Source organism: Mucilaginibacter sp. BGA-UO-ETr-C110, from assembly GCF_059567985.1.
On record NZ_JCAQPB010000002.1, the window covers coordinates 183764 to 195554 of the forward strand.

The window sequence follows — 11791 nt, forward strand, 5'->3', positions numbered from 1 at the left end:
AGAAAAGAGCTATATATTTTTATCCGTTCTTGATCAGGATGCTTTCAATAATCAGGGTTGCATCCTCACAACTGTCGGTAGCGGTTTCCATTGCCATAAATACGTCGGTGTATTTGATCAGCTGTATGGCATCCGTTTCATTGGCCAGTAAATCGGCAAAGGCTTTATTGTAAACGGTATCGGCCTGATATTCCAGTTTCTTGATACTGCTGCAAAGTTCAAATATCTGTGCGGAATTGCCCAGGTTATTCATGGCATTAATAGCTTTTTCAAGCTCTGTACTGGTTTGCAGTATTAAATTGGCCAGGCTTAAAATAGGAGGTGTTATTTTAGGTACATCATATAAATGTATCCGGCGCGATGCCATCGCGATACTATCGGCCACATCATCAATAGCGGCTGCCAGGTCACACATATCCTTACGCTGAAATGGCGATACCAGCTGTTTGCCCGATTCTGAGAATACCTGGTGGGTAAGCTCGTAACTTTTGATCTTTAATTTATCAATATGGGTAAAACTGTATTTTTGCTCAAAAACATCTTTTGAGTTTACAGCCATATCAAGCAATTTAGCCATTTCGGCTACATTGGCTGCTGCTTTGTTAAACAGGTCATAAAAAATCTTATTGGAATTTGGAAGTATCGACATACACTGAACTTTATGATCCTTTATTTAATACCATTAAACTAAAATGTTGTATTTTAGTTGATTAACTTGCTTAAGTCCTCAATAATATTTTGCCTAAATGTAGATATTAATTTGCGCTTAAAGGTCATGTTATTGTTAACGTAATGTTAATTTAATGTTATTAATTAACGTATATTTATAGCATGCCCAAGCATCATTTACCTACTTATGCCATTGTTGAATTGTTGATTAGACTATCGCAACATAATTATTTGATAGGTGACTACAAGAACCATAGCGCGTTTGATACAGGTGTTATGGTTAAAACTTCGGGAGGGAGCATCAGTTTTCCAACCCATATTGTGCTCAGGCAGTTTGAAGATCCCACTACGATTAGCGATGACGAACTGTCGCAAATGGCATTACGTTTCAGAAAAGCTTAGCACCATTGTATAGCTAATGCTTTGTAACATTTGAGGGTAGGTAAAACAATATGCCCGCAGCCTTACTTATATTTAATATAAGTTCATTATTTATGAAACCCGCTGATAAACATTATAAATTTATAAACAGTAAAACTGGTTATGTAATTTATTATCATTCCATAAGCAGCGACCATACCGCCGAACAGATCAGGGCCGAATTGCAGGAAATAAAAACCAGGGTAGCCATTCAAAATAGAATATATCTCGAAACCGTTTACTGGGAAGAGTTCAAAGACGATGTTAACGTTTAAACTTCCCGCTTGACGATGGAAAAGATAATATAAAAAACCCCTGCCTTGCGGCAAGGGTTAAAAACCACAACAATTGTTTAATCTTAAGGCTATGAAACCCTAAGATCAATTCCTAACTGCAATGTGGCATTCTGAATATATAACATTACTGACTGTCAATTAGTTTTAGCTGTTGATACATATTTTACAGGTAATGTGTTAAACTAACTTATTTACATGGTAAATGAAAAGCAAGCAAATTTCATCTTATATTTACCAGTAAAACTATAAAACACACTATGAGAAGATTATTACAACTTAAAGCAGGATTGCTTTTTGCATTCGTGCTTTTAACTTCAGTTGCCTTTGCCCAGGATAAAAAACCGGCAAGCCCGCATGACAGTACAACAGCGGTGGTAGCTGGTTCAACTATCAAAATTAAATATGGTAGTCCTTACGTAAAAGGTCGCAAAGTATTAGGCGAGTTAGTGCCGTTTGATAAAGTATGGCGTGCCGGAGCCGATTCAGCAACCAGCATAACAACCAGCAAAGCTATAAAAGTAAAAGGTAAAACGCTTCCTGCCGGAAGGTATGCTTTTTTTGTTATCCCATCTAAAAGCGGAACATGGACTATTATTTTCGATAAGAACCCTAAACAGTGGGGAGCTTATACTTACAAAGAAAGTAATGATGCCTTACGCGTAACAGTTAAAGGCAAAACTGTTCCTAAAACCGAAAGCCTTGTTTATACAATTAACAAAAAAGGCTTCAGCCTGAAATGGGATACATTTGAAGTACCCGTTCCTATAAAATAAAGGTTTTTGAATTAACCTGATCACATTAAAGCCCCTTCGAGGGGCTTTTTTTATGACATGATAAGCCCGAATAACTGTTTAATAGTAAATTAGCAAATTACTATTAGCTTATACTTACACCCCAGATGCGTTATAATCTTCGCGAAAAACCTTTGTTAAAAAGGGTAGCAGTTATATTATTACTGGCATTGGCCATTTTTGTACTGATGCAACTGGCAGATCATCCCAAATGGGTTGAGCGTTATTATTCGGAAGGGTTTTATATATTTATTTGCAGGGTACTGCATCCTGTTTTTAACTTGTTTCCTTTTAGCATAGGCGATGTTATATATATAGCCATCATCGTTTATCTCATTTATAAAACTATCGGTTTCTTTAAGTTGCTTTTTAAAAAGAAGTTTAAGGAAACCGGTATCATGTTGTTGGGTTTGGTGATTGGAATACAGGCTGGTATATTGGCATTTTATCTTTTTTGGGGGATGAATTATTTCCGGCCATCCGCAGCTGAACGACTTAATTTGCGGGATACTTCTTTTACAACTGCTGATTTGCAGGCTGTAACCCAATTACTTATAGATAGCGTTAATACTACCCGGGCGCGTGTCACCACGGCCGATATGGCACAAAGCAACAGTACTATTTATCAAAGCGCTGTGCAGGCAATAGGATCCTTGTCGGCCAATTCTGCCAGTTTTCGTACCTGGCACCCGGGTGTTAAGCCCTCGATATTAACGTTTTTGCTCAACTTTATGGGCACATCCGGATATTATAACCCTTTTACCTCCGAAGCACAGATCAATTACCAGATGCCTGTTTTTAACCAGCCTTTTGTGGCTTGTCACGAGATGTCGCACCAAATGGGTTACGGTGCTGAAGACGAGGCTGACTTTGCAGGTTTTGTAATTGCCGTACATTCCAATGATAGGCTTCTGCGCTATTCGGCCTACCACCTGGCCGTTAGCGAATTTATGTACTCACTGGGCAGACGCGATAGTGTTGCTTATAAAACGTTAAAAGCAACCATATCAAAGGATGTGCGCCGTGATTATGCCATCGAACGTAGCTATTGGCTGTCCTATGAAAACAAGTTGAACGCTATCAGCAGTGTTTTTTATGATAGTTTTTTAAAGGCGAATAACCAGCCCAAGGGGCTCGAAACATATAACCGTATGGTATTGTTGGTAATGGCCCAGGAACGTAAAAAATGGGTACATCGTTAAATAAAAAAAGCGTTCCGGTATCTCACCCCCGGAACGCACTGCAATATCATCATCAAATGATATTGTATCAACTAAATCTCAGATATCATGCTTAATGAGTACCCAAGCTCTTATAAATTTACCCTTGCAAAAAAACGTCTGGTAAACAAAACTTTATTACTTTGTAAGTATGCTGTTTTATAGCAGTAAGATTGATCAGTTTAGTATTCAATTATGAATAATTGAATGAAAACGCCTTTATGTTATAAACATTGTACGCTTGAACGGCAAATCTACTGTAATTATTATTAAAACATTTTAAACTTTATAATCAAAAAGTCAAATTGACCAGTAAAAATATCGTTACCATGAAGCTTTATATAACTATAGTTTTAATATTTTTCCCGATAGTAACTTTTGCTCAGATATTTAACCAAAACGAAATAAAACGAGCAAAAGAACAAGCAAAAACAGTTACCATCATACGTGATAATTGGGGAGTTCCGCACATTTATGGGAAAACTGATGCTGCGGTAGTTTTTGGACTGATGTATACCCAATGCGAGGATAATTTTAAAGGCATCGAGCGTAATTACCTGTATCAGTTGGGTCGGCAAGCAGAGGTCGACGGGAATAACAAGTTATATACTGATGTGCAATTACAGCTGATAGCCGATAGCGCCGAAGCCATCAAGGATTATAAAGCCAGCGCCCCCTGGTTTAAAAAACTCATGGATGCCTTTGCCGATGGTGTCAACTATTACCTGTACAAACACCCCGAAGTAAAACCGCAGGTATTTAAACGTTTTGAGCCTTGGTATGCTTTAATGTTTACCGATGGTAGTGTTGCCGCTACCGAAACAGGGGGGATTCATCTTAACGAAACAGAAGCATTTTATAACGGCGGAAGCGAAAAGCTGGGTGCTCTGAACAACAGGCCCAGCTTCATTTATGATATGGTGAATGGGCGTGAAACCGGGTCAAATGGTTTTGCTATAGCGCCTTCCAGATCGGCATCGGGACATGCTTTGTTGTACATTAATCCGCATGTGCCTTTTTATTTTCGTAGTGAGGTGGAACTGGTGAGCGATGAGGGGCTTCATGCCTATGGTGCGGTTACCTGGGGACAGTTTTTTATTTACCAGGGCTTTAACCAGCATTGTGGCTGGATGCATACCAGCAGCTATGCTGATGTAGGCGATCTCTACGCCGAGAAAATGAGTAAGAAGGACGGCAAATGGTATTATGAATATAACGGCTCATTGAAGCCGGTTACTACGCGCAAACTGGTGCTGAATATCAGGAACGGCGATAAGCTGGAACAAAAAACAATCACAGGCTATTATACGCATCACGGACCTGTGTTGGGCAGTCGCGATGGCAAATGGCTGGCGTTGAAAGCCAATAACCGCTCCTACAATGCGCTATTAGAGTCGTGGCTAATTACTAAGGCCAATACCCTTGCAGAATATAAAAAAGCCATGGACCTGGTATCAAATGCATCCAACAATACCGTTTATGCTGATGATAAGGGTAATATCGTGTTCTGGTATGGCAACTATATCCCCAAACGTAATCCTAAGTTTGACTGGAGCCTGCCTGTTGACGGTAGTACCCCGGCAACCGAATGGCAGGGTGTACATGACCTGAAAGATATCATAACCGATATAAATCCGGCAACCGGCTGGATCCAGAATTGCAATTCCACACCGTATACAGCCTCCGGAACCAGTAGCCCGGATAAGAGTAGGTATCCTGTTTATATGGCTCCTGATGGAGAAAACTACCGGGCTATCACCGCTATTAAATTGCTTAAAGATGCCAATCATATCACGCTCGACCAATTGATAGCGAAAGGTTATAATCATTACCTCGCCGCCTTTGACGATCTGCTACCGCCTTTGTTCATGGCTTATGACAATGCACCTGATTCTGTTAAACGATCGCTTAGTGAACCGATACTGTTACTACGGCAATGGAATAAGTACAGCGCTGCAAATTCTGTAGCCAGCACTTTGGCTATTGAGTGGGGTACATCAATGATGAAGAATCTGGCACCACCCCAAACCGATCAGCAGAGCACTTTTATTACCCAACGTGTGAAAAAACTTTCTCAGATGAATGGCAGTCAACAGCTTGAACTTTTAACGGCAGTTTTAAAAAACCTGCAAAGCCGCTTTGGTACGTGGAAAATACAGTGGGGAGAGCTGAACCGGTACCAGCGTCCGGTTGATGGCACTACCTTTGATGATAAACTATCGAGTATTCCCGTGGGGGCAACCGGATCGGGCTTTGGGCAGTTGCCATCGTTCCAGAGCCGCACCATGAATACGCAAAAACGTTATGGTTATTCTGGTAATAGCTTTGTAGCGGCTGTTGAGTTTGGCCCACGTGTAAAGGCCAAGAGTATTATGACCGGCGGACAGTCTTTTGATGCCACATCAAAAAACTTTACCGACCAGGCACAGGGGTTTATTGATGGCAAGTTTAAGGATGTGTTATTTTATAAGAGCGATGTACTTAAACACGCCCAGAAAACCTACCATCCGGGCGATTAAGCCAATGTGTTAAAAGTATATTTGGATATCAAAAAAATGAAGAAATATCTCCTGATCGCCTTACTGGCATGTTGTAGTGTTCATGTGTTTGGCCAAAGTATTACGCTGAATGATTTGATCAACATCTCTAACCTGGCCAATGACGATGCCCATAGTTACCTGGTGAATGGTAAAGGATTTAAAAACGAATACCTGCAGGAGGTTAATGGCCACACTGTAGAGCATTTGCGCAAGATTGCCGGTAATAAAACCCAGGAAACGGTGATCATAGGTGAAGGCTATAAACTCAGTAACGGAACTGTGTTACGTACCGTTACTTACAAATCGCAAACCCCTCAGCATCTGTTCAACTTAATAACACAGGCTAAAAGCGCCGGGTTAAAAATGAATATTCAGGGTGCCGATGCTGCAAATAATATTTACCTCTTTGATAATAGTTTTTATCATATAGCGGTATATGTTAACCGCGACAATACATTTGGATCAATAGAAGTAAAACAGAAAGAATTCCTGGGTTTCGATTAAGTTTTTCCCGGCTAAATTCATTGCAGCTTTATTATATTGCATAACCAATTGATAAAGCCTATGAAAACCATCAGTCGCAAAAAGTTTCTCACTACGGCCGCGCTGGCAGCAGCCGGTATGCCCCTGGGATTAAATGCCCTCGGAAAAATATCTTCGGTCCCTTTAGCTTTTAAAGATCAACATGGTGTCGGTGATCCAGCTACCGAAAAGATCAAAGTAAGCATCTTTTCAAAACACCTGCACTGGCTTAATTATTCTGATATGGCCGCTCTGGCTGCCGAAATAGGTTTTGACGGAGTCGACCTCACCGTACGCCCTGATGGCCATGTACTGCCAGAAAATGTCACCGCAGACCTACCAAAGGCAGTGGCTGCGGTTGAAAAAGCCGGATTAAAAGTGTATTCCATAGTAACTAACATTAAACAACCCGATGAAAAATACGCTGTCGATATTTTAAAAGCGGCTTCTGCGCTGGGTATTAAATATTACCGCACAGCCTGGTTCAATTATGACAAAACGCTCACCATTCCTGCAAATTTGAAAGCTATCAGTAAACAATTTGCCGGCCTGGCTGCCTTAAATAAACAATACCATATACATGGTGCTTATCAGAACCACTCAGGTGATCTGTTTGGTGCATCCGTGTGGGACCTTTGGCTGGCACTTAAAGATCTTGATCCAGCATCGATAGGCTGCCAGTACGATATCAGGCATGCCACCACCGAAGGGGCCGATACCTGGGCTACTTCCATACAACCCCTGGTGCCTTATATTAAAACTACCAACGTCAAGGATTTTTACTGGGAGAAGAAAGAGGGAAAATGGCAGGTGAAAAGTGTGCCGTTGGGTGAGGGTATGGTTGATTTCAAAAAATATTTTGAAGTAATTAAACAACAAGGTATCGGTGGTCCGCTGAGTCTGCATTGCGAGTACAATGAGCTGGGCGGCGCGCAGGATGGCGCCAAACAAATAACCATCAGTAAACAACAGTTTGCCAGTGTGGTGCAAAAAGACTTATCCACATTACGCGGATGGCTAAAAGATAATGCTTTAGGATAAATTGGTAGATAACTGATGAGTTGTCCTTGTTTTCAATAACTTACCTATATTGGTGTCGATAAAACAATTTGCATATATAACAAGTTTGTTATTATATTTAGTAAAATAAGGTATGCCCCTTTAACTCATAAAGCCGCTGCCTTTTATACCAATTAACCTTTAAAAAAAGGAGGCTGTCATGAACCTGGTTCATAAAATTGAAAATTGGGGCGATACTCATCACCCTAAAGCCCTTGATTTGATACGTATTGCCCTTGGTGTATTTTTACTGCTGAAAGGTATAGCTTTTATGGACAATACCGCTTACCTCAAAAGTCTTATTGATAGTCAGGATGTGGTAGATCTGTCGCCTATTGTATTGATGGCGCTGGTTTATTATGTAACGTTTGCACACATGGTTGGCGGTGTGTTGATAGCAGTAGGCATACTTACCCGTTTAGGTTGTATTATACAAATACCGATAGTTTTAGGCGCTGTGTTTTTGACAAGCATTTTCCAGGAACCCATCAACGCCCTGGCATGGCCATCCATTGTAGCGTTGATATTGCTGGTGCTTTTCACCATCCTGGGTTCGGGACCTATATCGTTAGACAAGTATTTGAGTGAGAAATCATAATTGACAAACCTTAACCCTTGCGCTCGTCTGTGACGAGTGCTTAATGTGGGTAAGCATTTTCAATGGGCATATAAAAAGAGCTGTGGCGATGCAATCGCCGAACTATTTTAAGCACTCGTCACAGACGAGCGCAAGAAGCTAAAGAAAAAATCCTGCGAATCCTTTAATCTGATAAATCAAGGTTCAGACAAAAACCTAATACCCTGTTGCTAACTCGTCTACATAACACCAAAGCCAGCGTTCGCCGGGTTCGGCAGAAATCACTACCGGGTGGGCGGTTTGCTCAAAATGCCTGGTCATGTGTGTATTGGGCGAACTATCACAGCAAAGTGTAACGCCGCAGGTTTGGCAGGTGCGTAAATGCATCCACGAAGAATGTGTTTTCACACACTCCTCGCAAATGTAATCCTGTGGTTGTTTGATATCCTTAACGGCAGCTAAATGCTGGCATGTTTCCTCTTCCATCATTTTTAATTGATTAAACTTCTGCCAGGTATTTATGCACAAAGCTAATGGCCATAGAGCCTTCGCCTACGGCTGATGCTACCCGGTTCATGGCTCCGGCACGTACATCGCCGGCGGCAAATATGCCAGAGCAGCTGGTTTCCAATAAAAAGGGGTCGCGTTTAAGCTTCCATATCTTACCAAATCCTTCGTAGCTGCGCAGCTCACGTCCGGTTTCAATAAAATCCTTATTGTTTTTGATGATGTCAAGCTTGATCCAATCGGTATACGGTTTTGCTCCGATAAAAATATACAGGGCGTTGGCCACCTTTTTTTCTGTCTCCTGGGTTTTACAGTTTAACAGGGTCAGTTCTTCCAAACAATTGGTACCGGCGGCTTCGGCAATCTCGGTATTGGGTACCAAATGAATATTAGGTGTATCCGCGATCTGGGTTATAAGATAGGCAGACATGGTTGCTACCAGGTCATCACGACGGATAATAATGTATACATTTTTAGCAAATTTGGACAAGTGCATAGCTGCTTGTCCGGCGGAGTTGCCGCCACCAATTACATATACTTCTTTACCTGTGCAGGCCGTAGCCTCGGTAGTAGCCGCACCGTAATAAATACCCGCTCCGGTATAATTATCAACACCCTTAACCTCCAGCTTTCGGTAATCAACGCCGGTGGTGATCACTACTGTACGACTAATAATTTCGGGGCCATCATCCAAAATAATGGTTTTGTAACCATCTTTTTGTTTAATATCACTTACAGATTGGGGCGATAAAAATTCGGCACCCAAACGCATGGCCTGACTTATGGCACGTCTGGTCAAATCAGCTCCGCTTAAACCTGCCGGGAAACCCAGGTAGTTTTCAATACGCGAACTGGTACCTGCCTGGCCACCGGGAGCTTTGCGCTCTATTAATAAGGTTTTTAAACCTTCTGATGCGCCGTAAACGGCTGCTGCCAGTCCGGCAGGTCCTGCGCCGATGATCACTACATCATAAACATCGGTCAATTGCTGCGGACTTTTATCCAGTTTTTCAGCAATGGCCCTTATGGTTGGTTTGGCGATATGGCTGCCATCTTCAAAAACTACCAGAGGCAGATCGTCGGTGGTTAAATTATTTAAAGTTAAAAGACCGGCGGCATCAATATTTTTTTCGACATCAAACCAGCGGTAGGGTATCAGGTTGCCAGCCAAAAAATCTTTGATCTGGTGCGATTGCGGTGAAAACTGGAATCCAACCAGTTTAATGCCCACAAAATCAGGTACATAATTATTTTGCCAGTCGTCCAACAGATCATTGATTACCGGATAAAGCTTTTCCTCAGGTGGATCCCAGGGTTTCATCAGGTAATAATCGAGCTGCACGTCGTTAATGGCTTTTATCGCGGCCTCGGTATCTGAGTAGGCTGTAAGCAAAACACGTTTAGCATCGGGATATATTTTTTTTGCCTTCTCTAAAAATTTCACTCCTTCCATCTCGGGCATGCGCTGGTCGCATAGGAACAAAGCGACCACATCCGAGCTGTTTTTAAGTTCGGTAAGGCTTTCCAGGGCCTCATTTGCTGATGTGGTGCTCAAAATTTTGTACTCTTTACCATACTGCGACCTTATGTCGCGGCTTATGGACCGCAGTACCTGCGGGTCATCGTCAATGGAGAATATTATAGGGCGGCTCATAGGGGTGTTTTTCTAAAGGTAAAATTATTAATATTCTTGCAAATTTTTCCCGGTTATCCGTCAATCAGGAAACAAACGCTGAATACAGTTTTGCCCGGTTCTGATTTTACTTTGATGGAGCCACGATGTTGCTTTACAATTCGTTGCACCACTTCAAGACCCATGCCTGTACCTTTGCCCATTTCTTTGGTTGTAAAAAAGGGGTCAAATATCAGGCTTTGTATCTCGTCTGGTATACCGGGGCCATCGTCAACTATAAACACCTCCACAAACTCACGGTCGCGGCGGGTTTTTACAGTTAACGTTCCCGTACCATTGGCGGCCATGGCATCAATGGCATTATCAATCAGGTTGGTCCATACCTGGTTAAGTTCGCCTATTAGCGCTCTTACTTCGGGCAGGGTTTCGTCAAAATCTTCAATAACGTTGATATTTCCCTTCCTGATCTTGTAGCCCAGCATGGTAAGCGTGTTGCGTATGCCAATGTGTATGTCGGCATATTGTTTATCCTGCCCACGATCCATGTGGGTAAAAGTTTTAACAGAACTTACCAGCTCGGCAATGCGCCTGGCAGACTCCTGTATATCACTGATCATTTTTTCGGAGATCAGTACATCACTTATCCAGTTTAATATATCCGACAGGTTTTCAGATGCAACAATCGTATTAAATTCCTCAAGGGTATCTGTGCTGAAATTAAAATCAACAAAGCTTTCAACAATATCATAACCATTCTCTATCTCATGCTCATCAAACCACTCCATTATTTCATCTTCGCGATGGGTACGTTGTTTAAGGCTTAAGCGGGTTGTATTTTGCTTCGAAATTTGTTGAAATAAAAGGTCGGTGATGCCGGTAACCTGGTCTGGTTCAAGCCTCATGGTAAAGATGGCCTTAACACTTTCGGGCTCCTGTTCCAGGTGCTTTTTTAATGTGAGGGAATCGCGTACAATGGCCGATGCCGGGTTGTTAAGTTCGTGTGCCAATCCAGCGGAGAGTTTACCCAGGGCCATCATCTTTTCGTTCTGTTGTTGGAGGGCTGTAAAATCGCGTACGCGGGTGGTCATGATATTGACCAGCGATTGCGTAAGCTCATAATGGTTCCTGATCATATCTGGTATCAGGTCGGTATCAAAGCTGCGTATATGCAGCTTACCAATGGCCTGTGCATACCCTTTGGATATTTTTCCCCTTGAAAAAGGAAGATAGCCGGTGATATTACCAGGACCTACAACCGTAAATTCGCGCCTGAAACCGCTTTGCATCATAAAAAAACGCATGCTGCCATCAACCATAATATGAGGCCCGCTCATGGGTTCACCGGGTTGCATCAGGAACTCACCATCCTCAAAAAAGTTATCTATACTATTCTCCAGCAGCCATTGCAGCTGGTCTTCGGGTACGTTATTAAATGCTTCGAGCGATTTTAACCAGGATACAGTTACCGTTTGCATGTATTAAAATTAGCTATTATTATTCAACAGTTTAATGAGCACAATATTGCGCAGCACTAAACCCAGCAAAATTGCTTTTGCT

12 protein-coding genes are annotated in these 11791 nt (G+C 42.0%); 8 read left to right on the top strand and 4 right to left on the bottom strand.

The window, feature by feature from the left end:
* Nucleotides 1–19: 19 nt before the first annotated feature.
* Complete coding sequence (locus tag AC57BQ_RS02180) at nucleotides 20–649, bottom strand: DUF47 domain-containing protein (RefSeq protein WP_496404715.1); 630 nt, start codon at nucleotides 647–649, stop codon at nucleotides 20–22.
* 182 nt (nucleotides 650–831) lie between these two features.
* Between AC57BQ_RS02180 and AC57BQ_RS02185 the strand changes: the two genes are divergently transcribed.
* The 8 genes from AC57BQ_RS02185 to AC57BQ_RS02220 all read left to right on the top strand — a co-directional run bounded on the left by AC57BQ_RS02185 (nucleotide 832) and on the right by AC57BQ_RS02220 (nucleotide 8115).
* A complete protein-coding gene (locus tag AC57BQ_RS02185) occupies nucleotides 832–1071 on the top strand; it encodes a hypothetical protein (protein WP_076373643.1) in 240 nt (79 codons plus the stop codon).
* Nucleotides 1072–1163: 92 nt separating this feature from the next.
* Nucleotides 1164–1364 (top strand): hypothetical protein, encoded by a 201-nt coding sequence (locus AC57BQ_RS02190; RefSeq protein ID WP_143013818.1) that lies wholly within the window; start codon nucleotides 1164–1166, stop codon nucleotides 1362–1364.
* A 278-nt stretch (nucleotides 1365–1642) separates the two neighbouring features.
* Nucleotides 1643–2158 carry a DUF2911 domain-containing protein gene (locus AC57BQ_RS02195; protein WP_496404716.1) on the top strand — a complete coding sequence of 172 codons (516 nt, stop codon included), beginning with the start codon at nucleotides 1643–1645 and terminating at the stop codon, nucleotides 2156–2158.
* 125 nt (nucleotides 2159–2283) lie between these two features.
* A complete protein-coding gene (locus AC57BQ_RS02200) occupies nucleotides 2284–3378 on the top strand; it encodes a DUF3810 domain-containing protein (RefSeq protein WP_496404717.1) in 1095 nt (364 codons plus the stop codon).
* Nucleotides 3379–3725: 347 nt separating this feature from the next.
* The gene (locus tag AC57BQ_RS02205) at nucleotides 3726–5915 is read left to right on the top strand and encodes a penicillin acylase family protein (RefSeq protein WP_496404718.1); all 2190 of its coding nucleotides are present in this window, start codon (nucleotides 3726–3728) and stop codon (nucleotides 5913–5915) included.
* 36 nt (nucleotides 5916–5951) lie between these two features.
* The gene (locus tag AC57BQ_RS02210; RefSeq protein WP_496404719.1) at nucleotides 5952–6440 is read left to right on the top strand and encodes a hypothetical protein; all 489 of its coding nucleotides are present in this window, start codon (nucleotides 5952–5954) and stop codon (nucleotides 6438–6440) included.
* 60 nt (nucleotides 6441–6500) lie between these two features.
* A complete protein-coding gene (locus tag AC57BQ_RS02215) occupies nucleotides 6501–7499 on the top strand; it encodes a sugar phosphate isomerase/epimerase family protein (protein ID WP_496404720.1) in 999 nt (332 codons plus the stop codon).
* A gap of 178 nt (nucleotides 7500–7677) precedes the next feature.
* The gene (locus AC57BQ_RS02220) at nucleotides 7678–8115 is read left to right on the top strand and encodes a DoxX family protein (protein WP_090464192.1); all 438 of its coding nucleotides are present in this window, start codon (nucleotides 7678–7680) and stop codon (nucleotides 8113–8115) included.
* 195 nt (nucleotides 8116–8310) lie between these two features.
* Here the strand turns inward: AC57BQ_RS02220 and AC57BQ_RS02225 are convergent, their stop codons facing one another.
* The 3 genes from AC57BQ_RS02225 to AC57BQ_RS02235 are packed head-to-tail and all read right to left on the bottom strand — an operon-like array spanning nucleotide 8311 to nucleotide 11709.
* Complete coding sequence (locus AC57BQ_RS02225) at nucleotides 8311–8583, bottom strand: UBP-type zinc finger domain-containing protein (RefSeq protein WP_496404721.1); 273 nt, start codon at nucleotides 8581–8583, stop codon at nucleotides 8311–8313.
* 10 nt (nucleotides 8584–8593) lie between these two features.
* Nucleotides 8594–10255 (bottom strand): FAD-dependent oxidoreductase, encoded by a 1662-nt coding sequence (locus AC57BQ_RS02230; RefSeq protein ID WP_496404722.1) that lies wholly within the window; start codon nucleotides 10253–10255, stop codon nucleotides 8594–8596.
* Between the two features lie 53 nt (nucleotides 10256–10308).
* Nucleotides 10309–11709 carry an ATP-binding protein gene (locus AC57BQ_RS02235; protein WP_496404723.1) on the bottom strand — a complete coding sequence of 467 codons (1401 nt, stop codon included), beginning with the start codon at nucleotides 11707–11709 and terminating at the stop codon, nucleotides 10309–10311.
* Between the last annotated feature and the right edge of the window lie 82 nt (nucleotides 11710–11791).

What these genes read in the sequence shown, in the direction of transcription:
- AC57BQ_RS02185 (WP_076373643.1), top strand. Translation starts at nt 832, where the DNA reads ATGCCCAAGCATCATTTACCTACTTATGCCATTGTTGAATTGTTGATT.
- AC57BQ_RS02225 (WP_496404721.1), bottom strand. Translation starts at nt 8,583, where the DNA reads ATGATGGAAGAGGAAACATGCCAGCATTTAGCTGCCGTTAAGGATATC.
- AC57BQ_RS02215 (WP_496404720.1), top strand. Translation starts at nt 6,501, where the DNA reads ATGAAAACCATCAGTCGCAAAAAGTTTCTCACTACGGCCGCGCTGGCA.
- AC57BQ_RS02220 (WP_090464192.1), top strand. Translation starts at nt 7,678, where the DNA reads ATGAACCTGGTTCATAAAATTGAAAATTGGGGCGATACTCATCACCCT.
- AC57BQ_RS02195 (WP_496404716.1), top strand. Translation starts at nt 1,643, where the DNA reads ATGAGAAGATTATTACAACTTAAAGCAGGATTGCTTTTTGCATTCGTG.
- AC57BQ_RS02200 (WP_496404717.1), top strand. Translation starts at nt 2,284, where the DNA reads ATGCGTTATAATCTTCGCGAAAAACCTTTGTTAAAAAGGGTAGCAGTT.
- AC57BQ_RS02190 (WP_143013818.1), top strand. Translation starts at nt 1,164, where the DNA reads ATGAAACCCGCTGATAAACATTATAAATTTATAAACAGTAAAACTGGT.
- AC57BQ_RS02180 (WP_496404715.1), bottom strand. Translation starts at nt 649, where the DNA reads ATGTCGATACTTCCAAATTCCAATAAGATTTTTTATGACCTGTTTAAC.
- AC57BQ_RS02235 (WP_496404723.1), bottom strand. Translation starts at nt 11,709, where the DNA reads ATGCAAACGGTAACTGTATCCTGGTTAAAATCGCTCGAAGCATTTAAT.
- AC57BQ_RS02210 (WP_496404719.1), top strand. Translation starts at nt 5,952, where the DNA reads ATGAAGAAATATCTCCTGATCGCCTTACTGGCATGTTGTAGTGTTCAT.
- AC57BQ_RS02230 (WP_496404722.1), bottom strand. Translation starts at nt 10,255, where the DNA reads ATGAGCCGCCCTATAATATTCTCCATTGACGATGACCCGCAGGTACTG.
- AC57BQ_RS02205 (WP_496404718.1), top strand. Translation starts at nt 3,726, where the DNA reads ATGAAGCTTTATATAACTATAGTTTTAATATTTTTCCCGATAGTAACT.